This window comes from Methylobacterium sp. Leaf117, from assembly GCF_001422985.1.
Lineage (GTDB): Bacteria > Pseudomonadota > Alphaproteobacteria > Rhizobiales > Beijerinckiaceae > Methylobacterium.
Map to the genome: position 1 here is coordinate 809647 of NZ_LMNL01000034.1, position 25344 is coordinate 834990.

The 25344-nt window shown below is 70.0% G+C and carries 20 protein-coding genes; 7 read left to right on the forward strand and 13 right to left on the reverse strand.

Going from position 1 to position 25344, the window contains the following annotated elements:
- Positions 1 to 27 precede the first annotated feature (27 nt).
- Complete coding sequence (locus ASF57_RS18405) at positions 28 to 1275, forward strand: serine hydrolase (RefSeq protein WP_056486178.1); 1248 nt, start codon at positions 28 to 30, stop codon at positions 1273 to 1275.
- A gap of 108 nt (positions 1276 to 1383) precedes the next feature.
- On the opposite strand, the gene ASF57_RS18410 is transcribed toward ASF57_RS18405, so the two are convergent.
- The gene (locus tag ASF57_RS18410; protein WP_082504118.1) at positions 1384 to 3468 is read right to left on the reverse strand and encodes a TonB-dependent siderophore receptor; all 2085 of its coding nucleotides are present in this window, start codon (positions 3466 to 3468) and stop codon (positions 1384 to 1386) included.
- 653 nt (positions 3469 to 4121) lie between these two features.
- On the opposite strand from ASF57_RS18410, the gene ASF57_RS18415 reads away from it, so the two are divergent.
- Complete coding sequence (locus ASF57_RS18415; RefSeq protein WP_056485725.1) at positions 4122 to 4736, forward strand: LpxA family transferase; 615 nt, start codon at positions 4122 to 4124, stop codon at positions 4734 to 4736.
- 129 nt (positions 4737 to 4865) lie between these two features.
- On the opposite strand, the gene ASF57_RS18420 is transcribed toward ASF57_RS18415, so the two are convergent.
- Genes ASF57_RS18420 through ASF57_RS18430 form a run of 3 tightly spaced genes read right to left on the reverse strand, consistent with a single transcriptional unit; the run spans position 4866 to position 7485 of the window.
- Complete coding sequence (locus ASF57_RS18420; protein ID WP_056187713.1) at positions 4866 to 6419, reverse strand: hypothetical protein; 1554 nt, start codon at positions 6417 to 6419, stop codon at positions 4866 to 4868.
- Positions 6416 to 6733, reverse strand: a complete 318-nt coding sequence (locus ASF57_RS25950; protein ID WP_056485728.1) for a hypothetical protein — start codon at positions 6731 to 6733, stop codon at positions 6416 to 6418. The genes ASF57_RS18420 and ASF57_RS25950 overlap by 4 nt, the downstream gene beginning before the upstream one ends.
- Positions 6730 to 7485: a hypothetical protein gene (locus ASF57_RS18430; RefSeq protein ID WP_056187716.1), complete on the reverse strand. Its 756-nt coding sequence runs from the start codon at positions 7483 to 7485 to the stop codon at positions 6730 to 6732. The genes ASF57_RS25950 and ASF57_RS18430 overlap by 4 nt, the downstream gene beginning before the upstream one ends.
- Positions 7486 to 8063: 578 nt before the next feature.
- Between ASF57_RS18430 and ASF57_RS18435 the strand changes: the two genes are divergently transcribed.
- Positions 8064 to 8909, forward strand: a complete 846-nt coding sequence (locus ASF57_RS18435; protein WP_056187718.1) for a DUF4239 domain-containing protein — start codon at positions 8064 to 8066, stop codon at positions 8907 to 8909.
- Positions 8910 to 8919: 10 nt separating this feature from the next.
- On the opposite strand, the gene ASF57_RS18440 is transcribed toward ASF57_RS18435, so the two are convergent.
- The 9 genes from ASF57_RS18440 to ASF57_RS18480 all read right to left on the reverse strand — a co-directional run bounded on the left by ASF57_RS18440 (position 8920) and on the right by ASF57_RS18480 (position 21538).
- Positions 8920 to 10173, reverse strand: coding sequence for an O-antigen ligase family protein (locus ASF57_RS18440; RefSeq protein ID WP_056485731.1), 1254 nt, complete (start codon positions 10171 to 10173; stop codon positions 8920 to 8922).
- Between the two features lie 113 nt (positions 10174 to 10286).
- The gene (locus tag ASF57_RS18445) at positions 10287 to 11798 is read right to left on the reverse strand and encodes a lipopolysaccharide biosynthesis protein (RefSeq protein ID WP_056187725.1); all 1512 of its coding nucleotides are present in this window, start codon (positions 11796 to 11798) and stop codon (positions 10287 to 10289) included.
- On the reverse strand, positions 11795 to 13141 hold the full coding sequence (locus ASF57_RS18450; protein ID WP_082504120.1) for a glycosyltransferase family 4 protein: 1347 nt from the start codon (positions 13139 to 13141) through the stop codon (positions 11795 to 11797). The genes ASF57_RS18445 and ASF57_RS18450 overlap by 4 nt, the downstream gene beginning before the upstream one ends.
- The gene (locus tag ASF57_RS18455) at positions 13138 to 14397 is read right to left on the reverse strand and encodes a glycosyltransferase family 4 protein (protein ID WP_056485734.1); all 1260 of its coding nucleotides are present in this window, start codon (positions 14395 to 14397) and stop codon (positions 13138 to 13140) included. The genes ASF57_RS18450 and ASF57_RS18455 overlap by 4 nt, the downstream gene beginning before the upstream one ends.
- The gene (locus ASF57_RS18460) at positions 14378 to 15556 is read right to left on the reverse strand and encodes a glycosyltransferase family 1 protein (protein WP_056485737.1); all 1179 of its coding nucleotides are present in this window, start codon (positions 15554 to 15556) and stop codon (positions 14378 to 14380) included. Before ASF57_RS18460 ends, ASF57_RS18455 begins: the two co-directional genes overlap by 20 nt.
- A 48-nt stretch (positions 15557 to 15604) precedes the next feature.
- Positions 15605 to 16711, reverse strand: a complete 1107-nt coding sequence (locus tag ASF57_RS18465; RefSeq protein ID WP_056486187.1) for a glycosyltransferase family 4 protein — start codon at positions 16709 to 16711, stop codon at positions 15605 to 15607.
- 122 nt (positions 16712 to 16833) lie between these two features.
- Complete coding sequence (locus ASF57_RS18470) at positions 16834 to 19035, reverse strand: polysaccharide biosynthesis tyrosine autokinase (RefSeq protein ID WP_056485740.1); 2202 nt, start codon at positions 19033 to 19035, stop codon at positions 16834 to 16836.
- Positions 19036 to 19047: 12 nt separating this feature from the next.
- The gene (locus ASF57_RS18475; protein WP_056188066.1) at positions 19048 to 20214 is read right to left on the reverse strand and encodes a glycosyltransferase; all 1167 of its coding nucleotides are present in this window, start codon (positions 20212 to 20214) and stop codon (positions 19048 to 19050) included.
- A gap of 235 nt (positions 20215 to 20449) precedes the next feature.
- Positions 20450 to 21538 (reverse strand): acyltransferase, encoded by a 1089-nt coding sequence (locus ASF57_RS18480; RefSeq protein WP_056485743.1) that lies wholly within the window; start codon positions 21536 to 21538, stop codon positions 20450 to 20452.
- A 416-nt stretch (positions 21539 to 21954) separates the two neighbouring features.
- Between ASF57_RS18480 and ASF57_RS18485 the strand changes: the two genes are divergently transcribed.
- From ASF57_RS18485 to ASF57_RS18500, 4 genes are read left to right on the forward strand one after another with little or no spacing between them, the layout of a single operon-like run.
- A complete protein-coding gene (locus tag ASF57_RS18485; RefSeq protein ID WP_156376217.1) occupies positions 21955 to 22209 on the forward strand; it encodes an acyl carrier protein in 255 nt (84 codons plus the stop codon).
- A complete protein-coding gene (locus ASF57_RS18490; protein WP_056485749.1) occupies positions 22206 to 23369 on the forward strand; it encodes an acyl-CoA dehydrogenase family protein in 1164 nt (387 codons plus the stop codon). The genes ASF57_RS18485 and ASF57_RS18490 overlap by 4 nt, the downstream gene beginning before the upstream one ends.
- Positions 23369 to 24325, forward strand: coding sequence for an amino acid--[acyl-carrier-protein] ligase (locus tag ASF57_RS18495; protein ID WP_082504122.1), 957 nt, complete (start codon positions 23369 to 23371; stop codon positions 24323 to 24325). Before ASF57_RS18490 ends, ASF57_RS18495 begins: the two co-directional genes overlap by 1 nt.
- Before the next feature lie 4 nt (positions 24326 to 24329).
- Complete coding sequence (locus ASF57_RS18500) at positions 24330 to 25343, forward strand: DUF1839 family protein (protein WP_056485752.1); 1014 nt, start codon at positions 24330 to 24332, stop codon at positions 25341 to 25343.
- Position 25344 lies beyond the last annotated feature (1 nt).

The window sequence follows — 25344 nt, forward strand, 5'->3', positions numbered from 1 at the left end:
TCCTCCCGCACGAAGGGCTGTCCTCCGGTGCTTTCTCACCCCGAGCGCGGCCCGCGGTCCCGCCCCCACCGCGCGAGGCGCCCGGCGCTGGCCCTGAAGATCGGGCTCGTGGCGGCCGGGCTCCTGAGCGCCGTCGCCTGGGCGGCCACGGCCCTCCTCGGCGTGCCGAATCCCATCACCCTGGTGGCCCTCACCGTCCTCGAGCCCTCGGCCGTCGAACCCTGGTTCGCGCGCCGGCCGGTCCCGGCGGCGGCGACCCCGCGGGTCCTGCCGGTCCGGCTCCGCCCGATCCTCGACCCTGTGCCGTGGAAGGGCGGGCGGGTCTCCCTGGCCGAGATGCTGGCCGCGACCCACACCAATGCGCTCCTGGTCACGCAGAACGGCATCCTGGTCCACGAATGGTATCGGCCCGGCTTCGACGGGGCGACGCGGTTTCCGTCCTGGTCGGTGGCGAAATCGGTGGTCTCGCTCCTGGTCGGGCAGGCGATCACCAAGGGGCAGCTCGCCGAGACGGACCGGGTCTCCGCCCTGCTGCCCTACCTGCGCCCGGATCTGCGCGACACCGCCGCCTTCGGCCGCATCACCGTCCGCGACCTCCTCGACATGACGAGCGGGCTCGCGGTGCCGGAGAACTACGATCCCTGGGACCCGCTGGTCGGCACGGCCGGGATGTACCTCACCCGCGACCTCCCGGCCTTCGTGCGGGACCACGCCCGCCTGTCGTCCCGGCCCGGCAGCAAGGGCCAGTACCGCAGCATCGACACCGAGGTGCTCGGGCTGATCCTGGCCGAGATCCAGGGCCGGCCCCTGGCCGACATCCTGTCGGAGCAGATCTGGAAACCGATGGGGGCCGAGGCGGAGGCGACCTGGAATCTCGACCGGCCCGGCGGGACCGAGAAGGCGTTCTGCTGCCTCAACGCCGTCGCCCGCGACTTCGCCCGCCTGGGGCTGATGGTGGCCGATCACGGCCGGGTGGGAGCGACGCGCATCGTGGCGCCGGGCTGGATCGAACGGATCGAGACGCCGGCCCGGCAGGAGGTCGACGGCTGGCCCTACTCGGCGCAGTGGTGGCACGTTCCGAACGGCGACGAGGACATCTCCGCCATCGGGGTCTACGGCCAGTACGTCTACATCAATCGCGACACCGGCACGGTGATCGTCAAGCTCAGCGACCACGGCGCGGAGCAGGACGAGGCCGACACCCTCGCGGTGATGCTCGCCCTCGCGCGCGACCTCGCCCGACCCGGCCCGACGGCCAGGCCGTCCCCCGAATGAGACGCAGGGCCCCGACCCGGCGGAGCGCGGAACCGTGCCAGCCTCGTGCGCGACCGCGATCCTCGACGCCGTGCCGAAGCGGCATTGGAAAACAAGCGTGGCGGGGATTTAGAAGCGAGCCGCAACGCCACCCATGATCGTGCGTGGAAGACCTGGAGTGGCGTAGCGGTTCTGAAACGCCCGGTCATAGAACGTCTCGTCGAAGAGGTTGTCGACGTTCAGGTAGACTCTGACGCCCGGCGTAATCTGATAATACGAGATCAAGTTGAAGACCGTGTATTCGGGAAGCTTGAAGGTCGACAAAGCCGTCCCGGCAACGCGTTGCCCGGCAAAACTGACGCCCCCGCCGAGCCCGAGACCCCGAAGGTCGCCGCTCTGGAACTCGTAGACGCTTTGCACGGAAAAGCTGTTCTCGGGGATATTCGCCAGCCGCGTCCCGACAGGAAGCGCGTTGTCACGGCTCACGGCCGCGTCGACATACGCGTAGGTGCCGATCACGCGCCAGCCAGGCGCCAGATAGCCCGCGAAACTCAGGTCGAAGCCACGGCTGCGGACCTCGCCTGCGGCCACGCTGAAGTTCACGTCGAGCGGGTCCGTTGTCAGGACGTTGGTCCGCTTGATGTCGAACACGGCCGCCGTGGCACTCAGGCGACCGTCGAGCAGGGTGAATTTGGCACCGGCCTCGACGCCCTCGCCCTCCTGGAACGCGAAGGGTCGGCCGGTCCGGTCCGCACCGGTGTTGGGCCGAAACGAGCGCGAGTAGTTGCCGTAGACGGAGACCGTGTCGAAGAGGTCGTAGACCAAGCCGAGACGGGGGGTCGCAGCGGTACCCTGCAGGCGCGTGGTCCGATTGTTGAGGAAGGAGGTCGAGACGAGGCCGATGTCTTCCACGCGCACGCCAACCAGTGCGTGGAGGCGCGGCGTGATGTCGATCTGGTCTTGGATGTAGCCGGCGAAGCTCTGCGTGTTCTCCAGCAGGTTGCTGACGGAGGCCGTGAGTGGGGGCAGGCGCTGGCCGTACTGAGGGGTCAAGAGATCGAGGAAGAACGGGTTGGTCGTCGCGTTCGAGCGGTTGAAGACCTCACGGTAGCGATAACTGTCATAGTCCAGGCCCGTCAGCAGTGTGTGGCGAAACGGACCCGTCTCGAATTTGCCCGCGAGGTTCACCTGCAGGTCGAGATCGGACCAGGTCAGGTCACGCCGCTCGAACGTGCGCCGCAGGGTCCGTCCGTCGGCAAGGACGCCGATGGCCCCCGCACCGTCGCCGGCGAGATTGCCGGCCAGCACCTGCGCCCCGGCGCTGACCACCCAGTTCGGGTCGAGCCGATGCTCGATGCGCAGTTGGCCGAGGGCGTTGTCGTTGCGAACCGGGGCGATCCCCGGTTCCCCGATGAAGCGGGTCCTTGGGAGGGCACGGAGGTTGCCGGCGATGGGCACGACGCCGCGGTCGAAGGTCTGGCTGGTGCTGATGAGTTCCCCTTCGAGGGTGACGGTCGTGTCGGCGGTCGGCTTCCAGGCTATGACAGGCGCGAGGTAGTAACGGTCGCCGCGCACGAAGTCGCGGAAGCTGCCGTTGTCCTCAACGGCACCCGTGATGCGGGCGAGGACCTTGCCGTCCTCATCGAGGGCGCCTGTCGCATCGAACGTGCTGCGCTTGAGGTTGTAGCTGCCGTACTGCGTACCGATGGCGAAGCTGCGCTCGGCCAGCGGCTGCTTGGTGACGATGTTGAAGGTGCCGCCCGGATCGCCACGCCCGTACAGGAACGCTGATGGACCCTTGAGAACCTCGATGCGCTCGATGGAAGCGACATCGGGCGAATTCGGGAATCCTCGATTGATCGGAAATCCGTTGCGGTAGTATTCGCCGGTGGCAAAGCCCCGGATCGTGAACTCGGTCAGGCCCAAGCCTGCAAAATTGTTGGCGCGACCGACTCCGGCCAGGTCGAGAGCCGTGTCGACACGTGTGGCGGCTGCGTCTTCGAGCACTTGGTTCGGTACGACCACCACCGTTTGTGGCACCTCCCGCAGCGGCGTGTCCGTGCGGGTCGCACTGATGCTGTCCTTGGCAAGATAGCCATCGACCTTGAGAAGTGAGCCGCCATTGCCCGCGACAGCAAGTTCTTCGAGTTGCACCGCCTGAGCTGCGTCCGTGGCGGGCTGGGCTTGGGTCGAATTCGATCCAAGGCCGATCATTGAAACAAGGGATGTCATCGAAAGGACAGCAGTCGATGCCACGCGAGCACCGTGGGACTTCTTATTCTTGATGGAGGGTGCCACGGACGCATACCAAAACTAACTCGGAGGCTGTGCGTTACGAGGCAGAAACATTTCCGGTCAACCTGGTCAGATCGAACTTCCAAGACGAAGACTTACATTCATTTCAATCTCGCTCTGTTGCTTTTTAAAGAGGTTCTAAATCGACCGACATCGCTGTGCCGTTGTGGCGCACGGGCCACATGAGCATGCCTGGCACCATCGGCGAGGCCCCCGGATCAGGCGAAGAGCGTCAGCGCACGTACATCGCCCACCGGCCCGACGGCCAGGCCGTCCCCCGAATGAGACGCAGGGCCCCACTCCGGCGGAGCGGTGCCGATCCAAATCCTCGACTCTTCCGGTCAGAACTCGACGGTTGCGATGGAGCCTGACGGTTTGAAGCGGGTGGATAGCGGACCATGGCTCTCGATGCGGAAGCTGATGGTCCGGTGCCGCCCCGACCCGGACGCTCACCGACGTCGTCGCGGCGATCGAAACCTGCCGTTCGAGCCCGTGGCAAACGATTGACCGAGGCTGACACGCCGTACACGGTCTGACACTCGAGGGTTGTGAGAATCACGAGCGCGTGCCGAATGACCATCGTTGATGCGCATATCGCGTCTTGGCGTCATGCGCCCTTTGCCGGGTGGGCGACGGGAGAGGCGTGGGATGTCATCCCCGGCTTGGCTGGCATGGTCGCGAGACTTCTGAAGACCCTCGGCTCCGATTACGAGATCGAGGGCGATATCGCCATCCATCGCACGACCAGGGTCGAGACCGGCGCCGTACTGAAAGGCCCTCTGATCGTTGGCCCGAAGTGTCTTATTGCTATGGGAAGCTTGATCAGAGGTGGATGCTGGCTCGACAGCGACTGCATCGTCGGACCCGGAGCCGAACTCAAGACGACCATCCTGTTTCGAGGGTCGAAGCTCGCCCATTTCAACTTCGTCGGCGACAGCATCCTTGGCCGGGATGTCAATCTCGAAGCGGGCTCGATCATTGCGAACTACCGGAACGAGTTGGCCGATCCCCGCCTCCGTATCGGCTATAACGGCACGACGCTCGAAGCGGACACGCTGAAGTTCGGCGCACTTGTGGGCGACGGATGTCGCATCGGCGCGAATGCGGTCGTTGCGCCCGGCGCCATCCTGGCTCCCGGAACGGTGGTGTCCCGCCTCGGATTGATCGATCAGCGCCCCGTTTCCTGAGCGTCCCCAAAGCGGACCGGCGGATATCCGTCCCCCACGGCCATCGGTCACGGCCTGACCCAGCAGCCCGCAAGCGGAGATTTCCGAGGCCTGCACAGGGTCGCGACCCACCCCCGCCCGCCCGCCATCTTACAAAGGCGGTGCGGTCCGGCGCTGGTCCAGCCAGCCGCGCTTGCGGGCCACGGCCTCGGCGCGCCAGTTGCGCACGAGGCGACGACGGACGCCCTGCCAGGGGATGGCGGGGAGCGGCGTGACCGGATCGACCAGGGTGCTGAGCGCGCGGGCGTAATCGAGCACGAGGCCCGGCGTCCAGGTCATCGCCCCGGCCCCGTTGCGCAGCACGGCGGCCGCCCAGAATTCCGGGCTCATCACGGCCCGGACCAGCATCCACCACGGCCGGCCGTGGCGATTGAAGCTGCCCTCGATGGCGGCGTCGAGGGCGTTGGCCACCGCCGTCGAGCAGTTCCGCCCGACGAGGTTATAGGCGGTGTCCTGCCGATACCGCGCCCAGAAGGCGCGCAGGCGCGCCCCGTCGACCCCGTGCAGCGTCACCGTGACGGTCGCCTCGCACCAATCGTCCGCCTCCGCGCGATAGCTCGGCAGGAAGCGGCCCGGCACGTTGTTCTCCGGCCCGGCCCGCAGGGTCGCGCGCAGATTGTCCGGCGACCGGTCGATCTCCACGGCGGGGTAGTGGCTCACGTAGAGCGGGGTGTCCGGCCCGGCGTCTTCCGCGCCGCCGGTCTCGCCCGGCCCGCACATCTCCAGCGAGGCGTGGCCGGTGGAGATGTGGCCGCCCCCGTTCACCGAGACGACGTAGCGGTGAACGAGGCGCTGTCGGGCCGGGATGCTGGCCGTCCCGGTGGGGGTCCAGACATAGACCGTGACCGTGTCCGCGCCGCCCTCCGGCGTGGAGCGGCCGACATCCGTCGGGAGGCGCCGCAGCCGCAATCCCAGGAGCGCCACCTTGACGCCGCCCAGGATCAGGAAGGCGCCGATGCTGAAGCCGACCGTGCCGGCATACCAGGTCGGCCAGGGCTCCAGGGTCAGGAGGCCGAGGGCGACGCCGAGGCTTCCGTGGAACACCGACCAGCGCCAGCCCGGAAACCGCAGCACCTGCGAGAGGACGATCCGCGATGCGCCGTCGACCAGGAAGGCCGTGCCGAACAGCATCGCCAGCAGGAAGGTGCTGGAGGCCGAGGCCAGCATCGTCAGGACCGCGACCCCGAACAGCAGCGCCGCCTTGAGCAGGCGCAGGCGGCGCGCCGCCCCCGTGGCGATCAGGCCGCGGATGAAGGCCGCCACCGCCTCCAGGGCGAGCAGGAGGCCGAACCAGCGATCCGGAATGTGCGTCGCCCCGTCGAGGGCATCGGCCACCAGGGCCAGGCCCAGGATAATCCAGAGCACGCCCGCGCCCGTGACGAGGGGCCAGCGCCGGTGGACCGATTCCCGCCCGACCAGCAGCAGCCACAGGGGCAGGGTCCAGGGCCTGGCCGCGGGCGTGGACGAGGCCGCGAGCATGCCCACCACCGGGTCGCTGGTGCGCTTGGCCGCCCCGAGGTTGCGCAGCAACCGGCCCTTGGGGCCGGGCCGGGTCGGACGACGGGCGCCGCCCTCGGGCAGGCTGGTCGCCGCATCGGCGCGCGCACCACCGGACCGAGGGTCCGGCTGAGACGATGTGGTCACGCGTGACTCTCCCAACCGTACGCTCGATGGCCACGCAGCGGATCGCGGCGACGAAGGACCAAGGAACGATCCCCGTCCGCCCCGGTCTTTTCCTGGGAAGCGCGCCGGTTGTCCAGATGATCCGATTTTCGCGACGCCGATATGGTTTCCAAATGAAGGGCGACAGGTCGGCTCTGGTCGGCAGATCTTTCCCAGATCGATCCCGTGAAGATGTCGTTGATCATGTCCATGATCAGGCTGATTCTGGGATCAGAAAACACCGGATCGAAATCCGAAGGCTGTATCGCGAGATCTTCGAGTCTCCGGTTCTTCACGGGCGCGCCAGTTCCTCGACGGCGATCGTCATCGGCGCCACCGAGGGGCGGATCAGGCCGCGCGCCGGCGCGCCGAGTTCGAGAATCATCAGGATGCCGCCGGAGATCGCCAGGGCGCAGAGGAGCAGCGCGAAGATCACGGTGGTGTTGCGCGGCGCGAACAGGCCGAAGCTGGCAAACAGCATCGAGAGCCAGAAGATCATGAGAACCAGGAACGGGAGGGGCACCGCCAGACTCTTGCGCTCCACCAGGAGCCAGCGCGCATCCGCCATCTCGTCGACGATGCGCAGGGCCTGGGCCTGGACGCGCTGCGTCCGGTCCCCCGTGGGGCGAAGGTCGACGATCTGATCGCTGAGGGTTTCGAGCCGATGCAGGTTGTCGAGGCCGAGGCTGCCGTCCGGCGCCGACGTCGACAGCTCCTCGAGCTTCGTCCGCCCGTAGGTGTGCAGGTTGTCCTGGATCGGGAGCGTTTCGGGGCCGTAGCGCTTCAGGGCGCGGTCGAGCTTGATCAGGTCGACGGCGAGGGTCTGGATCGCGGTGGTGCGCAGCATGAAGGAGGCGCCGGCATTCGACAGCATGTGGCTGAGGACGAGGGCCGCCAGCGTGCCGACCACCGCCATGGAGACCGAGATGGCCGCGCGGGTCTCGCCGGACAGGTGCGGTGCCGGGAGCCGGCGCGCGGTCCAGACGCCCGCGAGCGCACCGAAGAAGATCGAGCAGAAGGCGATCGCGCTGACGAGAATCGAGGTCATGGGCGGATCTAGCGCCGAACCCGTCATCAAACCCTGAGAGGCGCGGGCGGGGCCGCCGCCTCGCCCGCGCCGGCCTCGGCTGCCGAATCCGGTCTCGCCTCCCGCGCCTGCGAGATTGCCCCGTCCCGCCGGCGGGTCGACAGGATCACAGGGGCGGGTTGGAAGACGCGATCCGGATCGGGGGCGTCGCGCGACCTTCGATCCCGGTGAAACCAGCCGGAATACTGAGAAGGATCGCGGTTGAAGGCCGTCGAACACTTGAGGCCGGCGATCTCCGTATCGATCGACAGCTTATCGAGCCTCCTGAGTTTACGGGGATCGGACGATGATGGTCCGTGTCGTTCTCCGGATCGATGTCCGATCTCCGCCAGCTTTCGCCGGGAAGATCTTTGTCGGCAGGGTTAGGGGCGCGTTACGGTCCAGGGCTGCCCGGGAGCGGCGTGACCGGGGCGGTCGTGACCACGCGGGCCGGATGTCGGCGTTCCGCGACGGTCGGGTTCACCGTTCGGTAGGCGCGGGGCCGTATCGTCGTGGCCAATTGATCGTGACGACCCATTGATCGTTGGGGAGAGACACACGTGGTCCTGAGCTATTGGCTCGATCAGCCGGTCTGGCTGATCTTCACGCTGCTGGCGGCGATCTTCGCGGTCTGCGGGGCCGTGATCACCCTCCTGTCGGTATCGTCCGGCACGCGGCCCGGGATCACGAAGCTCGGGCTCGGCCTGGTGGCACCGTATTTCAGCGCCATCTCGGTGATGCTGGCGCTCCTGACCGGCTTCGTCGCCAACGATGCCTGGGAACGGCAGCGCCAGGCCTCGAAGATCGTCCAGTCGGAGAAGATGAACCTGCTGGCGGTGGAGGACCTCAGCATCGCCACCGCCTCCGACATGACGGAGATCCGGGCGCGGCTGCGGACCTACACCAACGCCCTGATCGACGACGAATGGCCCAAGATGGCGGAGCTGGAATCGTCGCGCCCGGCCGGCGAGGCCCTAGGCCGCCTGCTGCAGGCGGTGGCCGACCCCCGCCACACCACCGAGGCCGGCGCCGCGGCCCATTCGGCGCTCCTCGACGCGGTGATGAACCTGCGCGCCGCGCGGGGCGACCGGCTGAGCCTGAGCGAAGCCCATGGCGATCAGTCGAAATGGCTGACCCTGATGGTGCTGGCGCTGCTCACCCTCCTCTCCATCGGGCTGATCCACGTGGACAAGCCGGTGCCGCAGGCGGTGGCGATGATCCTGTTCGCGATCGCCACGGTGACCACCCTCGGGGTGATCGCCCTGCACGAGCGCCCGTTCGACGGGCCGATGCCGGTCAGCGCCGCGCCGCTGGAGGCGGCCCGCGCCGTGATGATGGCGGAACTGCGCAGCGAGAGCACGGCGGCCCCGACCTGTCAGATCGGCAGCCCGCCCCCCGCGCGGTGACGCGGGGCCCCTAGGATTCCGGTCCGTCGGAAAGCCGGGGCCGCACCGCGAGGGAGGCCAGCACCACCGCCATGAAGAACAGGAAGTACTGGTTCACCGACAGTTCCTCGAACATCATCGACGGCACCAGGAACAGGGCGCTGTAGGCCACGAAGGGGCCGGCGGCCGCGGGGGACCGGGCGATCCGCAGGAGCCCGGCGAGGAGGAGCAGCGTGACCGCGACGCCGCTCTGGAGCGCGAGCGCGACGAATCCGTTATGCGGGGTCACGAGGCCGGTGAGGTTGCGCAGCTCGTCGCGCCGCGCGACCTCGCCGACACCGAACGGGTATTCCAGCACGAGCTGCAACGCCGTGAAGCCCGACAGGAAGCGCTCGTCGGCGTTGCCCGTGACGTTGCTGTCGCCGGCAAAGCGCGTTTCGATGGTCTGTGCCAGCTTCTGGGGCAGGGGGATCTCGCCCGTCATCGAGAAGACGATGAGCAGGATACCGAGGCCGGCGAGGACGGGCAGCACCACCTGGAGCCGAATGCTCCGCCGCATCAGGACGACCAGGACCAGCAACGGCATGAACAGGCCGGAGCGATTGTTGGTCAGGGGGAAGCTCGCCAGCAGGGCCACGAAGTAGGCGAGATAGATCAGGTTGAGGCGATACCGCAGGCTCAACAGGAGGGCGGCGGCCCCGCCCAGGGCGAAGACGTGGCCGGTCTCGTTGCCCGAGGCCCAGATCCCGCCTTGCTTGTCCTCGACGAACAGCTTCAGATCCTCGTCCAGCCCGTCGGTGGGCACGCCCAGGCCGAAGCGGTCCAGCGGCAGCCCGGAGGTCGATAGCAGCAGGACGACGAGCGAGCCGAGCAGACCCGCGAGCAGACCCCAGCAGAAGGCGTGCTCGAGGCGTCGGTCGCGGAACATCACCAGCAGGATGGCCGCCAGCACGAAGTAGAGGAGCAGCACCAGCGTCAGGTAGACGTCGCCCGCCTGCATCTGCGCCTTCAGCACCAGCGACAAACCGATCAGGATGCCGATGGTAGCCAGCGGCACGACGTGGCGCAGTCCCTCCGTGATCACCGCCCGGCGCAGCCCGAACCAGGGGATCAATAGGAAGGGCAGCAGGTCGGACAGGCGCTGGAACGGCAGCCCGAAGGTCGACGTGAGCACGTTGAGCTGCAGGGCGGCTCCGAACAGGAAGACGGCGGCGCGGTCGGCCGCCACCGGCACAGCCCGCGCGCCTTCCGTCTCGGCCGCCGCCGGCATCGCTGGTCCCGCCATTGTCCCGGAGCCTCCGAGAGGACGCCGTCCGCCCGGACGGTCGCACCGGCGGCCTCCCGCCCATTCTGGCGCGCAAAGGTTTGCGAAGCGTGCAGGCGTCGGACCCGTGGCGGTCAGCCGGCTCGGCGGGCGAAGAACCCGAGGGCCGCGCGAACCGTCGGGCGCATGAACAGGAGGGCGAGCCCCCCGTAGGCGAGCATGCCTACTCCTACGCTGGCGAACAGGCCGAGGCGGTCGCCGAGGGCGTGGTGGATCGGGTCCTGGACCAGCAGCACCAGGCCCGCCATCGCACCCGCGCAGGCCGTGGCGGGCATCAACACCCGGGCGAGGCGCCCGTTGCTCACCGGCACGAGGCGCCCGGCCCGGACCACGATGAGCGGCGAGAACAGGTAGGCCCGGGCCACGTGGCCGATGACCAGGGCCGTCAGCCCGAAGGGTCCCGTGAGGATCGCCGCCACGGCCCCGAGGCCGAATTGGGCGGCCGCGAGGGCCAGGGCGGTGCCGCTGTGACCGAGCGCCGTGAAGATCATCCACAGCAGGGAGGTGGCGACGAATTCCGGGGCCAGCAGCGACAGGATCCGCAGGACCGGCACCGCATCGTGCCATTGCTCGCCGAACAGGAACGGGATCAGCGTCGGGGCGACGGCGGCCATGCCGAAGAAGGCCGGCAGGGCCAGGAAGGCGGAGGTTCGGGTAAAGTCGTGGAAGGCGGCGGCGAGGTCGGCCGGACGATCCTGCAGGCGGGCATAGGTGGTGAGCCCGACCGCCGAGAGGGGGATGACGGCGACCTGGCTGACGAGGTCGATGCAGCGCCAGGCGAGGCGCAGATGCCCGACATCGGTGGTGGACAGGAAGTAGGCGGCGATCACCTCCTGGCTGCGGATCGAGAACATCAGCAGCAGGTTGGTGGAGAAGATGCGCGAGCCGAAGGCGATCTGGCTCCGGGCCGCCGCGAAATCCAGGCGCCGGGCCGGGAGCCAGGGCATCGCAGCCCAGGTCAGAAGCGTAGTCGCCGTGGTGGCGACGAGACGCTGGATCACGAGGCTCCAGACGCCGTAGCCGGACAGGGCCAGAGCCAGGGCGGCGCCCCCTCCGAGGAGGTTGGCGCCCAGGGCCCGCAGGGCGAGCTTGCGGAAGCCGAAGCTCCGCTGGAGGCGCGCCTCGTGGATCGCGCCCAGGGCCGAGAGCACGAAGCAGGCGGACAGCGCGGTGAGGGCGGGGCGCAGCTCCGGCAGGTCGAGCAGCCAGGCGATCGGCCACGACAGGCCGACGAGCGCCGCGGCATAGGCCACGCTGGAGGCGAGGGTCACCCAGAAGGCGGTGGCGGCGAAGTCCTCGTCGAGATCCGCCCTCTGGACCACCGCGTCGGGCAGGCCGCCCCGGGCCACGATCTGCAGGATGTCGATGAACACGGCCGCGACCGCGACGAGCCCGAATTCGGCGGGCTCGATGAGCCGGGCCAGCACCAGGAACACCCCGAAGCTGAGGACGACGTTGCCGACCGAGGCGAGCGCGACCCAGCGGGCCGCCGCGAAGGAGCGACCCGAGACGTCCGGTTCGTCGGCGAGTCCGAGTGCCGCCGGGGCGGTCGAAGCCTCGGCCGGAAGCAGGGCGGTGACGCTCACGCGCGCCCGGCCCGGCGCTCGGCCACGAGCTCGGCGTAGAGGTCGAGGTACTTCTCGGCGACGCGCTCGGAGGTGGATTCGCGGATGACGTGCTGGAAGCTGCGCTCGTCCGGCAGGCCGGCGCGGCCCCCGGCGATCACGGTGCGGAGGCGCGCGGCGAGGTCCGCGTCGTCACCCGGCGTGAACAGCCACGCGGCATTGTCCTCGCCGATCAGTTCCGGGATGCCGCCGGAGGCCGCGCCGATCACGGGAACGCCCATCATGTAGGCCTCGTAGATCGTCCGCGGCGAGGGCTCGGCCCAGAACGAGGGCACGACGAGCACGTCGATCTCGCTCAGGAAGTCGGCGGGCTTGGCCCAGCCCACGAAGTCGATCGGCAGGCCCTCGGCCTGCGCCTTGAAGCGCTCGATCGAGTCGTCCATCGCCTGACCGGCCACGAGGCAGCGCCAATCGCCCGGGCCGACCGCACGGAACGCATCGATCAGCGTCCCCACGCCCTTCTCGACGTTGATGCGGCCGAGATAGCCGAAGGTCATGGGGCGGCCGGTGCGATCGATCCGGCGCCGGGCCTCGGGGTCGCCCCCCGGCACCGAGCAGGAATAGTAGATCACCCGGCGGCGCTCCGGCGCCAGGTGCCGGAACAGGCCGTGGTTCACGTGGGTCTTCAGGATCTCGGTCCCGACGCTCACCACGGCCCCCACCGCCCGGTTGGTGATCTGCTTGGTGGCATTCACCACCTTGCAGCCCAGGTGCCAGTGCGTGCACGGCTTGCCGTGCCGGAACATCGCGGCGTTGCCGCAGATCAGGTCGTACTCGCAGACGGTGTGGACGATCGGGATGCCGCGCTTGGCCGCCTCGCGCCAGACCAGGGTCGAGACGTCGAGGAGCGAGTGGGTGTTGACGAGGTCGGGCCGGAAATCTTCCAGGACGCGGCCGAACTCGGCCGCGACGGCGAAATTCCACTGCTGTTTGAGCTTCGCCCAGGTGCGCCCGACCCGCGTCGCCTTCGGCCAGTCTTCCAGCCAGAAATCGTTGTGGTGGGCCATCCGGTAGACGGTGACGCCGTTGCGCACCGATTTCGGCTCCGGCTCGCGGGCGATGCAGGCGGCCGCGACGGTGTGGCCGGCCGCCACCAGCTCCTCGGCGAGGTGCTCCACCGAGCGCTCGGCACCGCCCACGATGTAGGGCGGGTAGAGCGCGCTGAGATGCAGGATGCGCAACGGGCCGGTGCGCGCGCGCGCGACGGCCTCCTCGTCCCGGGATACCGGCGATCCGGTCGGTGCGGCCTCCAGCGCGGCGCGGGCGAGGCCCGGGTCGGGTGCGATCGTGGCGGGACCAGTCATGGGCGGCACTCGTCGAGGTGCGGGGGTTCGGAGAGAGCCGCCGGCGAACGGCGATGGTGAGAGGCTGCGCCGCGCGTGCGAACGGCGGCGTAGAGCTCGAGATAGGCGTCGGCGACGGCGGCCGGATCGGTGCCCTGCCGGACGGCGCCGGCGCGGGACAGGCCCTCTGCCAGACGGTCCGGCTCGGCGATGACCCGCGCCATCGCGGCGGCCAGGGCCGGCGCATCGCCCGGAGGAACCAGCCAGGGACCGTCGCCGACCTGCTCGCCGATGCCGCCCACCGCGGTTCCGATCACCGGCACGGCGCGGCCATAGGCCTCCGCCACGGTCCGGCCGAACGCCTCCGGCCAGACCGGCGGCACCACCAGGCAGTCGATGGCGTCGAGGAACACATCCCGCTCGGCATAGCCGACAAAGGTTACCGGCAAGCCTTCGGCCAGGGCGCGGTAGCGGTCGAGCCCGTCGGCCGCGCGGCCCGCGATGACGAGGCGCCATCCCTGCGCCGGCAGGCGGCGGCAGGCCTCCAGCAGCACGTCGGTGCCCTTGGCGGGTTCGATGCGTCCGAGGCAGCCGAACACCACCGGTGCGCCGGGCCGGCGGGGCTGGCGCGTCGAGGGGCCGCCCGGGGCGATCGGGTTCCAGATCACCCGGCGGAGCGATTCCGGGACGTCCGCGAAGAAGCCGGCCGCACGGTGGCGGTCCAGGATGTCGGTGCCGACGGCCGCGACCGCCGTGACGGCCCGCTGGCACTGGCGGTGCGGTGCCGCGTAGAGCCGGCACTTCAGGTGCTGCCCGGCGCAGGCGCGTCCGTGCTTCACCATCGCGCCATTGGTGCACAGGCTGGTGAAGTCGTGGAGGGTGTGGACCACCGGTCGCCCGAGGCGCCGCAGCAGGGGCCAGACCGCCGGGGTGATCTCGGAGATCGAGTGGGTGTTCACCACGTCCGGCGCGAAGTCGCGGACTGCCGCCTCCATGTGCACCAGGGTGTACCGGTTCCACTGGGCGGCCAGCTTGTAGCGCAAGCGGTCGAGGCGCCCGCGCTGCGGCCAGTCCAGCCCGTGGAAGGGCGTGCCGTACCCGATCCGGTACACGGTCACGCCGTCCTGCACGGCCGGCGCCTCCCGGCGCCGCGAGACGCACGCCACCGCGACGGCGTGGCCGAGGCCGGCCTGGGTCCGGGCGAGGGTCTCCACCATCAGTTCGGCGCCGCCGACCTGCTCGGGGGCGTAGAGGGAGCTAAGGTGCAGGATGCGCATCCGCGGCCTCCCCGGTGGGTGTCGGACGGACGGTTTCCCGCAGGGCCTCGAGCAGCACGGCCTCGTAGCGCCGGGCGGTCTCGGCCCAGTCGTACCGGCGGGCATTGGCATGGCCGCGCGCGATCAGGTCCGCCCGCAGGCCGGGCTCGTGGAGCAGGCGGCGCAGGCCGGCCGCGAGGGCCGAGGCGTCGGCGGGATCGAAGGTGAGGGCCCCGGCACCCGCGATCTCGGGCGTCGCCGAGCGGTCCGAACACAGGACCGGGCAACCGAGTTCCTGTGCCTCCAGCACCGGAAGACAGAACCCCTCCGCGAAGGAGGGCACGCACAGGCAGGCGGCGCCCCGGTAGAGGGCGGCGAGGCGGGCGTCGCCGATCCGCGACAGGCGGGTCAGGCGAACCGGGGTCCCCGCGAGGCCGGCCGCGAGGGTGTCGTCCGGGTCGTCGCCCACGTGGACGATGGCGAGTTCGGGGTGGGTCGGGGCCAGCGCGGCGACCGCCCGCGCGAGGGTGGCGAAGTTCTTGTTGTGGGTGGCGTTGCCCACGGCCAGCACGTAGGACCCGGGAGCGACCTCCGAAGGCATGGCGACCTCCGAAGGCGTGGCGACCTCAGGAGGCCTGGTGGCCCCTCCCGCCCTGAGCATGGCGGCGGAGGGCACGGTCCGGGTCCGGCCGCGGAGCGCCGGATAGAACCGCTCCAGGCTGGTCCGGGTGGTGTCGGACACGGCGATCACCCGGGCGCTGTTGCCGAGGACCAGGCGGAAGATCAGGTTCGTGGTCAGCGCCTCGCGCAGCCCCGTGGAGTCCGGGATCGTGCGGAAGTAGAGGTCGTGCACGACGCTGACGCGCGCCCGGCCGCCGAAGGGGGCGCCGTAGGGGTCGGCGTTGAGCACCACATCGATGGCCTCTGCCCGGCACAGGGCCGGGACGGCGAAGGCCTGCCGCAGGACATCGAGCACCATGACGCGCGGGCGCGGGACGGTGACGACCTCGACCCGCTCGCGGATCGCTTCGGGAAGCTGGTCGCGGGTCCAGGGCGACCGCAGCACGATCGTGACCTGGCCCCGGTCGAGCAGCCCGGCGATCACCCGGAAGGCGACCAGCGCCACCCCGGACGGACGGCCGCCATGCTGGCTCGGCATATTGACGAGGACGCGGGGCATCGTGGCTCGGAGGCTCTGAGACGAGAGGGGAGGGGGATCGCCGCGTCGTCAGACGCGGGCGGCGACCTGGCGGATCAGCGTGGCGAGATCGTCCTGCATCCGGGCGGCCCCGTAGCGGGTGAGGGCTCGCTCGCGGGCCCGGCGGGTGCGCGCGGCGAGATCGTCGGGATGGGCCAGGATCGCCGTGAGGGCCGCGGCGATGCGGTCGGGCCGCCGTGGCGGAACCAGGGTGCCGAGGGTGCCGCCCTCGAGGATTTCCGCCGAGGCGCCCGCATCCGTGGCGACCACGGGCACGCCGGCCAGCATCGCCTCGACCAGGGTCCGCCCGAACGGTTCGGGATCGACCGACGGGTGGACGACCGCATCGACGGCCTGCATCAGGCGGGGTACGTCGTCGCGCTGCCCGAGGAACAACACCCGGTCGGTCACGCCGCGCGCCGCCGCCAACTCCCGAAGCCGCGCCGCGTAGGCATCCTCGCCGAACAGGGCCGAGCCGACCACCACGCAGCGCAGACCCGGCACCAGCGCCAGCGCCTCGATCACCACATCCTGCCCCTTCCAGTGCGCGAGGCGGCTGAACACCCCGATGAGAGGGCCGGACGGCAGCCCGAGTTCCGCCCGCAGATCCGCGGCGGGACGCGGGTCGAGGATCAGGTCGAGGCCGTTGGGTACCACCGTCACCCGGTCCCGCCGCCCGCCGGCCTGCACGAAGGCCTCGGCTGCGGCCCGCGAGGGAACGACCACGCGCGCCGCGCAGGCATTGGCGAGGCGGGCCTGGACCGCGCGCTGCGCCCGTCCGAAATGGGCGCCGTCGAGGATGTCGTGCAGGTGCCAGACCAGGGGACGGCCCACGAGTCGGGCGGGCAGCGCCGCGAGCAGGAAGGCCTTCTGCGAATTGGCGTAGACCACGTCGCAGGCCCGGGCGGCCCGGCCGAGTTCGAGGGCGAGTCCGGCGAGGCGCCCGAGCACCGGAAGCGCGCGCAAGGGCGAGACATCCCGGCGCAGGCGCGTGAGGTCTGCGCCCCGGCGGGCGAGGCGGATGGTCAGGCCGGCGTTCCGCAGGGCGTCGGCGAGAGGGCCGCCCTCGAACAGGAACGCCGTCGAACCGGCCCAGGGCCGGACCACGTCGCGCAGGACGAGTTCGGCGCCCGACATGGTGCCGGTGTGGCTCACGAACAGCACCCGGGGCCGGGTGGCCGCCACGCGGTCCGGCACGCGGTTCGGCACGGTCGTGTCGGCGGCATCGTGGGCCGCCCCGGTGGAGAGCGCCCCGGCCATCAGGCGGCCCCCGCGCGGTGCGGCAGGGGAAGCGGCGCGGGCTCGTAGGTCGGCTGGCCGCCCGGCTTCACCATCGTCATGGCGATGCCCAGCACCGCACCGCCGGCCTCGCGCAGGCCAGTGACGGTCTCGATGGTGTCGGAGAGCTGCGAGCGGCCGTAGCGGGCGCAGCACAGCACGCCGTCGACGTGCCGGGCCAGCATGTAGGCGTCCATCAGCAGGCTGGTGGGTGGGCTGTCGAGGAGCACGAGGTCGTAGCGCCGGCTCCAGGCCAGGAGGCCGGCCATGCGGGGGTGCATCAGCAGTTCCGTCGAGTCCGGCGTCGGCAGCCCGGCCGGAATGACGTCGAAGCCGTCGCAGGAGACCACCGCCGCGGCCGGATCGGTCGTGCCGCGGAGCACCCCCACCAGACCGGAGCTGCGCCCGAGCCCGAGCGTCGCCTCGAAATTCGGCCGTCGCAGGTCGCACTCGATCACCAGCACGCGGCGGCCGCTCGCGGCGCTGAGTCCGGCGATCGCGAAGGTCGTGAAGGATTTGCCTTCCCGCGGCTTGGCCGAGGTCACCAGGACCGTGCGCGAGCCGTTGCCGCCCGCCAGGAACAGGTGGGCATGCAGGGTGCGCAGCACGTTCCGCATCACCGGATGTCCCTGCGCCCGCTCCAGGGCCTCGGCCAGGGGCAATTCGCGTCGGCGGTCGGAGAGGCGGCCGACGAGGCCGCCCGGATCGAGGCAGGGCAGCTGCGCGAAGACGGGAGCGCCGGTGCCGGCCACGAGCTGCGCGGGGGTGCGGACCCGCCGGTCCGCGAAGTCCCGCAGCAGGGCGGCGGCGGCGGCCAGCACGGTCGCCAGCACGAAGCCGCCCGCCAGGAACGGCACGGGTTTCGGCGAGAACGCTTCCTGGGGGATCTCCGCGAGGCTGACCAGCCGGGTGCTGCCGGTCAGGATGCGCCGCTCGGTCTCCAGCTCGCTCGCCCGCTTCACGAGGTCGGCGTAGCGGGCGCGCTTGATCTCCGCGTTGCGGACCATGCCCTCGATCGAGGCCTCGTCGTCCATCGCGGCGGCGGCTTCGGACTTGGCGCTGTCCATCTGCGCGCGCAGCGCCTTGGCCAGGGTGTTCGAGGCCTCATAGGTCTTGCGCAGGCCGTCGGCGACGTTGGTCCGTTCGCGCTCGATCTGGTCGCGCAGGCTGTTGCGCTCGGTCTGGAGCGCCCGCACGGACGGATGGTTGGGGCCGAGCAGGGTGCTCTGGTTGGCGAGCTGGGCGCTGACCCCGCTCAACTGCTGCTTGAGGTCGCCGACCGCCCGGCTCGCGAGGACCGCGGGGGCGCTGTCGGAGCCGCGACGGCGGTCGGCCTCGATCTCCTTGAGGCGCGCGGCGGCATCCGCCTTGGACCCCTCGGCGGCGGCGAGCTGCTGGCTGATGCCGGTGAGGCGCTCGGCGCTGATCGGCCCGGTCGCACCCTTCACGAGGCCCTTGCGGCGCCGAAAGGCCTGGATGCGCGCCTCGTCGTCGCGGATCGAGCTGTCGAGCTGCTTGATCTCGGTGAACAGCCAGTCGGTCGCGGCCTTGCGGCTCGAGGCCTGCGCATTGCGCTGGTCCTCCAGGAAGGCGTTGATCAGCGCATTGGCCATCGTCTGCGCCACCTCGGGCAGCGGCGACTTGTAGGCGACGGCGATGACGCGGGATCGGCCGGCGCTGCCGACGAGATAGCGCTTCTGCAGGTACTCGACGAGCGCATCCCGGTCGGTGCCGAGCTTGATGCAGGCGGCGTCCTTCTTGTCGGTGATCCGGTCGGGCCGCCCCCGGGTGACGGCCTGGCGGCACTCGGCCATCACGGCCTCGGCGAGGCCGTTGTCGGCGGCCAGGCGCATCAGGCGGGGGGACCGGAGCACCAGGATCTGGCTCTCGAGATCGGCGGGGTCGCCGAGCTTCTGGATCCAGGCCATGGACGCATTGTTGGCGCCCGGCTCGGGCTCGGCCACGATCACGGACCCGCTGGCGACGTATTGCGCGGGCGTCCGGATCAGGAGGGTCACGGCCAGCCCGAAGACCGCGATGAACACCGTCGCGAACAGGATGCGGCGGCGCCAGATCTTCAGGAGAGGCGCCAGGAGATGGCTGCCGCGCTCGCTTTCGGGCGCGGCGCGGCGGCTCCCGGAGGCCGGGACCCGATCGGGCAGGTCGAGGGTGAGGAGGGACATGCGCGCCTTCCCTCAGGATACGGCTTCGAGGCGGGGCAACGGACGCGGCGGCTCGCAGGCCGCCCGGTGCAGTGCCATCTGCTCGTCGACGAAGCGCGAGAACCGGAGCCGGAACACCTCGGCGGAGAAGGGCTCGGCCTGGGCCCGGCAGGCCTCGCGGGTGAAGCCGCTCTCCTGCCGGATGAACTCGCGGATGCAGGCCGCGATGGCCTCGGGTTCCGGCGTCTCGAAGAACAGGCCGGTGCGGTGCGGCCCATGCGGCTGGACGGTCTCGCGCACGCCGCCGCGACCGAGCGCCAGCACGGGCGTGCCCTCCGACTGGGCCTCCACCACGATAATCCCGAAATCCTCCTCCGCCGCGAACACGAAGGCCCGGGCCGTGGCCATGAGGTGGCGCAGATCCGCGTCGGGCACGAAGCCCGTGAAGGAGACGTTCGGGGTGGCGATCGCGCGCAGCCGCTCGCCCTCGGGGCCGGTGCCCGCCACCACCAGGTTCAGGTCGGGAAGCTGCGCGAAGGCGCGCACGACGGCCTCGACGTTCTTGTAGGCGACGAGCCGGCTCGCCACCAGGAAGTGGTTCGCGCGCGCCACGTCCCCCCGCTGGCTCGACAGCGTGACGGGCGGGTGGATCACCTCGGCCGTGCGCCCATACACCTTGTGGATGCGCCGTGCCACGAACGCCGAATTGGCCACGATCGCGTTCGGTCCGGCCGCCGTCCTGTAGTCCCACAGCCGCATCCAGTGCAGGATCAGGCGGGCGACCAAGCCCTTCACGCCCTGCGCGCAGCCGCTCTCCCGCAGGTAGGTGTGCTGCATGTCCCAGGCGTAGCGCATGGGCGAGTGGACGTAGGAGACGTGGAGCTGGTCGGGGCCGGTGAGCACGCCCTTGGCGACCGCGTAGCTGCTCGAGACGATGAGGTCGTATCCCGACAGGTCGAACTGCTCGATGGCAATCGGCATGAGGGGCAGGTAGTGCCGATGACGGCTGCGCGCGAAGGGCATGCCCTGGAGGAAGCTGGTCCGCGCATCCCTGTACCCGAGCTGCGCCTTGTCCCGCTCGGACAGAAAGTCGAACAGCGTATAGACATCCGCCTGTGGATAGATCTTCAGCAGTTGCCGAAGCACCTGCTCGGCGCCGCCGACAACATAGAGCCAGTCGTGAACGATCGCGACACGCATCCGCACCATCCTCGCCGGCCCGCCGGTCGTTCGAACAGACTCCCTGCCGGTTGCCGTCAGGCCAGCCATATCAATCCGCGATCCTTCAATTCAGGTGTACTACGGTCGCCGCCGGTAAAGAAGCGGTATCTGGCGCGCTCCAAGTTGCGACAAAGTCGTGGCTGGAGGGCTTTATTGAAGAAATTGCGGTCATCATTTACCGGTGGTTAAGGCTGTCGCTGCGGAGCCGCGCCTTTCACGGTGTCACCGCTCCGGTCAGTGGTGCGGATCGGGGCCGCCGGTCGAGCCGGCGTCGAAGCGCGGCGCCCATGGGGGCTTCGACGCATCGAAACAGCCATTCCCCGAGGGCGACCGACGCGCCGAAGGCGATGACGAAGACCAGGACGACGCGGAGCGCTCCGGGCGCGACCAGCACGGCCGCCACCTTCGCGGCGCTGTGCAGCATCAGGTTGTGGATGAGGTAGAACGCATAGCTGGCATTGCCCTGTGACAGCAGCCAGCGCGAGCGCAGCACCACGCCGCCCCGCTCCAGCAGCACCACGGCGCCGACCGCCAGCAACGCGGCCGTTCCCCAGACCAGCGGCCGGGCGAAGCCCGTCATCTCCAGATCCGCACCGCGCGCGGCGGCCAGCGCCTGGGCGCCGAGGACGAGGGCGGCCGCGGCAACGAGGGCCGTGCCGGCCAGCCGCCGGACGGGAAAGCCCGCGGGCGGCTGGCCGAGGCGCAGATAGACGTAGCCGAGGCCCGCCCCCGCGGCAAATTCCAGCACGATGGGCTTCGTGTAATAGGCCCAGTACAGGCCCGGCACCGGCGCGAGGCTGAGAAGGGCGAGTCCGAGGAAGCCGGCGACCAGCCCGATCAGACGGGCCTTGAGCGAGGCGACAAGCAGGAGTCCGGCGAAGCCGGCATAGAAGAACATCTCGTAATTGAGCGTCCACCCCACCGAGTTCAGCGGCTCGACGTAGCCGTTCCGGGAGAACGGAAGGAACAGCAGGGACTGCACGACGTAGTCGGGCCGGAGCGCGACGATCCCGATCGGCTTCAGGCCGGCCAGGACGATCAGCACCAGCGCGAGGGTGACGAGCCAGTAGACCGGAACGACCCGGATGGCCCGGCGCAGCAGGAAGGACCCGGGCGTCTCGCCCCCCCCGGCCGTGCTCACGAACATGATGAAGCCCGACAGGACGAAGAACACGTCCACCCCGACGGCCCCGAAGGCGAGGGCGTCCGGTCGTGGCAGGATCGGGGCCGCGTACAGGCCGAAATGGGTCAGGAAGACCAGGTAGGCGGCCAGGGCACGCAGAATCTGCAGGTTGTAGATCATGTCTCGCCGCCGGACCGCGTGCGGTCGTCCACCCGGCAGGGGCGGCACGCAGCCAGCGCCTGTCCTGTCGAATGAAGCCCCGCGGCGCCTCCGAAGTCACGAACTTTCGCGGGTTATCCTGAATCGCGCCGATCTTCGGCGGACAGGATCAGAGTTTATTCATCGCTGGGATGTCTCGATCTCGTCTTGCGCCCATCCTGCGCGAACGCACGGCAACGCTTGCCTGTGTCCGGAGATGGCGGAAATGCGGAGCCTGTTCAATGTCGCGGATTCGAGCGAGGGGATGTTTGCCGCGCTAGTCCACCTGTCGACGCGTCAGGAGCCAAGAATAGCGGGTTTACCAATTAATCTTTAGTCGTTTGACAATCTCGATTGCTGATCAATACATGGACCTCCTTCGGGAATGGAGCGGTGCCTTGGTTACCTCAGACGATATTCGGACGATTCTCGGTTCGAACGAGGCGCTCGCCCCCGTTGCGCAGCAGATCGCCGAGGACGACAGTCTGTTCGACCGCGGTCTCGATTCGTTCGGCTCTGTGCAGCTGATGCTCGCCCTCGAGGAGCGCTTCGGCATCGAGTTCCCGGACGAGTTCCTGACCCGCCGGTCCTTCTCCACGATCCGGGCGATCCGCGAGACCGTGTCCGCGGTGCTGCAGTCGGTCGCGGCGTGAACGCCCTGGCCCAGCGTGCCCAGCGCGCGGCAGCCGTGGCGGCCCAACACGCCGACGCGGTCGACCGCGAGGGCCGCTTCCCCGCGGAGGCGGTCGCGGCGCTGAAGGCGGAACGGCTGCTGGGCCTTCAGATCCCAAGCCAGTTCGAGGGCGAGGGCGCAGGTCTGCGCCAGGTGGCGGTGGTCTGCAGTACCCTCGGCCAGGCCTGCAGCAACGCCGCGATGGTGTTCGCCATGCATCACATCAAGGTCGCGAGCCTCGTGGCCCACGGGCTCGACAGCGCCTGGCACTGCCAGCTCATGGAGCGGATCGCTCGCGAGCAGCTGCTCGTGGCCTCCTCGACCACCGAGGCCGGCATCGGCGGCGACCTGCGCACCAGCTTCTGCGCCGTGGAGGCGGAGGACGGCGTGTTCTCCCTCGGCAAGGATGCGTCCGTCATCTCCTATGGCCGGCAGGCCGATCTCATCCTGGCCACCGCCCGGCGCCATCCGGACGCGGCGGGCTCCGATCAGGTACTGGTGGCCCTCCTCGCCGACCAGATCTTCCTGGAGCGCACGAGCGTGTGGGACACTCTCGGGATGCGCGGCACCTGCAGCGACGGCTTTCGCCTGGAGGCCCGGGGCCTTCCGGTCGCGCAGATCCTGCCGAAGCCCTTCGCCGAAATCGCCGCCCAGTCGATGCTGGCCGCCTCGCATCTCCTGTGGAGCAGCGTCTGGTTCGGCATCGCGAATGCGGCCGTCGATCGCGCCCGCGCCTTCGTGCAGGGAGAGGCCCGGCGCCAGCCCGGACAGGTCCCGCCCACGGCCCTGCGCCTCGCCGAGGTCTCAAATACGCTCCAGGCCCTGCGGAGCGCCATCGTCGCCGCCCTGGTCCGTTACGAGGACGTACAGGGCGATGCCGACGCGATCGGCTCCATCGGTTTCGCGGTCATGCTCAACAACTTGAAGACCACCGCGTCCGAGATGGCCGTCGACATCGTGCAGCGTGCCCTCGCGATCGTCGGCCTCGCTGGATACAAGAACGGCACGCCTTTCAGTCTCGGCCGGCCCCTGCGCGACGTCCTGTCGGCACCGCTGATGATCGGGAACGACCGCATCCTCGCCAACACCGCCAAGCTCCTGCTCGTGCAGAAGGGTGGCGGACAGCTCATGAGCGCGTGATGGAATCGACCTTCTCACTTCCCGCCGACACCATCGCCGACGATGCGGGGACCGACGCACCGAGCTTTCTCGACCGCCTGTTCGACCAGGGCCTCCTGGTCCGCACCGGCGTCGACGGCCTCTACGGCCGCAGCGGCGACTTCGAGAGCGTGGTGGATGCCCTGGAGCGCCTGATCACCCGCCTCGGCGCGGCGGATGGGGCCGAGGTGATGCGCTTTCCCCCCGCCATGAGCCGGCCCGCCTTCGAGCGCAGCGGCTACCTGAAGGGCTTCCCGAACCTTGCCGGCACGGTGCACAGCTTCTGCGGCAACGAGGCGGAGCACGCCGAGCTTCTGGCCTGCGTCGAGGCCCGGAACGACTGGACCGGCCAGCAGCGGGCGACCGACATCGTCCTCACCCCGGCGGCCTGCTACCCGCTTTATCCCGCCGCGGCCGCGCGAGGCCCCCTGCCCGCCGGGGGCGGCCTGTTCGACCTGCAATCCTACTGTTTCCGGCGCGAGCCGAGCCTCGAGCCGACCCGAATGCAGCTGTTCCGGATGCGCGAATACGTCCGCATGGGGAGCCCCGAGCAGGTGCTGGCCTTCCGCGAATCCTGGCTCGCCCGCGGCACCGAGATGATCCGCAGCCTCGCCCTGCCGCTGGCGATCGATGTCGCCAACGATCCGTTCTTCGGCCGCGCCGGGCGCATGCTCGCCAACAACCAGCGCCAGCAGAACCTGAAGTTCGAGCTGAACGTGCCGGTCAACAGCGTCGAGAAGCCGACCGCCTGCCTCAGCTTCAACTACCACCAGGATCATTTCGGCACGACTTGGGACCTGCGCCAGGCCGATGGCAGCGTGGCCCACACCGCCTGCGTCGGCTTCGGCCTGGAGCGGATCACCCTCGCCCTCCTGCGCCATCACGGCCTGGACCTCGCCGCCTGGCCGGATTCCGTGCGCGCCACCCTGTGGGGCTGATCCGGTGACTGCCGCTCTCGCCCGGACGTCGCCCGTGCCCGGCGCCGACCAGCCCCATGCGCCGCACCCGCTCCACGGGGCCGACCGCAACTGGCCGGAGACGAATTGCTACGTCGACCTCTGGATCGAACTCCTGCACGGGCGCGGCCTCGTGCCGGAGGCGATGCTGGGCTTCACCCTGCGGCAGGATTTCGAGGGCGACCAGTTCACCTTCTTCAAGCCGCCCGCCGCCGACCTTGAACGGCTCTACGGGCTGGAGGTGCTGGAACTCGCGGTCTACGACGGCCTCGAGACGCATGCCCGGGCGCTGGCCGCCCGCGGACGGCCGGTGCTGGTGGAGGTCGATGCGATCCACCTGCCGGACACCCACGGCACCACCTACGGCCGGGACCACGGCAAGACCACGATCGGCATCCTGGCCCTCGATCCCGAGGCCCGGGAACTCGACTATCTCCACAATGCCGGCCGGTTCCGGCTCTCGGGCGACGATTACCGAGGCATCTTCGGTCCCGCGGTGCTGCCGCCCTACGCCGAATTCGTGAAGGCGATCGCCAAGCCCCTGGGCCCGGCCGATCTCCCGGGCGCTGCCCTCGACCTCCTCAAGCGCCATCGCGCCCGGGCCCCGGAGCGGAACCCGGTCGTGGCCTTCCGTGACACCCTCGCGGCGACGGCGCCTGCCCTGGTGACCCGCCCGCTCGCCGTCTTCCACGCCTACGCCTTCAACACCACGCGCCAGCTCGGGGCGAATTTCGAGCTGCTGGCGAGCCATCTCGCCTGGCTCGACGGCACCGGGCTCGCCGGCACCTGGCTCGAGGGAATGGGGCGCGGTCTCTTCGGTCCCGCATCCGAGGCCGCCCATCGGCTCGGCGCCGAAGCGAAAGCCTTCCAGTTCCAGCTCGCCCGGGCTTTCCACCGGCGTAGCGCCGACGGGCTGACCCCGCGCCTCGACCGGCTCGCCGCCACCTACGCGGACGTGTTCGATGCCCTCGACCGCGCCCTCGACCGCGTTCCCGGCTGAG

Excerpts from the sequence above, each read along its gene's own strand:
- ASF57_RS18410 (WP_082504118.1), bottom strand. The coding sequence starts at position 3,468 with ATGATCGGCCTTGGATCGAATTCGACCCAAGCCCAGCCCGCCACGGAC.
- ASF57_RS18415 (WP_056485725.1), top strand. The coding sequence starts at position 4,122 with ATGACCATCGTTGATGCGCATATCGCGTCTTGGCGTCATGCGCCCTTT.
- ASF57_RS18430 (WP_056187716.1), bottom strand. The coding sequence starts at position 7,485 with ATGACCTCGATTCTCGTCAGCGCGATCGCCTTCTGCTCGATCTTCTTC.
- ASF57_RS18440 (WP_056485731.1), bottom strand. The coding sequence starts at position 10,173 with ATGGCGGGACCAGCGATGCCGGCGGCGGCCGAGACGGAAGGCGCGCGG.
- ASF57_RS18450 (WP_082504120.1), bottom strand. The coding sequence starts at position 13,141 with ATGACTGGTCCCGCCACGATCGCACCCGACCCGGGCCTCGCCCGCGCC.
- ASF57_RS18455 (WP_056485734.1), bottom strand. The coding sequence starts at position 14,397 with ATGCGCATCCTGCACCTTAGCTCCCTCTACGCCCCCGAGCAGGTCGGC.
- ASF57_RS18460 (WP_056485737.1), bottom strand. The coding sequence starts at position 15,556 with ATGCCCCGCGTCCTCGTCAATATGCCGAGCCAGCATGGCGGCCGTCCG.
- ASF57_RS18465 (WP_056486187.1), bottom strand. The coding sequence starts at position 16,711 with ATGTCGGGCGCCGAACTCGTCCTGCGCGACGTGGTCCGGCCCTGGGCC.
- ASF57_RS18470 (WP_056485740.1), bottom strand. The coding sequence starts at position 19,035 with ATGTCCCTCCTCACCCTCGACCTGCCCGATCGGGTCCCGGCCTCCGGG.
- ASF57_RS18475 (WP_056188066.1), bottom strand. The coding sequence starts at position 20,214 with ATGCGTGTCGCGATCGTTCACGACTGGCTCTATGTTGTCGGCGGCGCC.
- ASF57_RS18480 (WP_056485743.1), bottom strand. The coding sequence starts at position 21,538 with ATGATCTACAACCTGCAGATTCTGCGTGCCCTGGCCGCCTACCTGGTC.
- ASF57_RS18495 (WP_082504122.1), top strand. The coding sequence starts at position 23,369 with ATGGAATCGACCTTCTCACTTCCCGCCGACACCATCGCCGACGATGCG.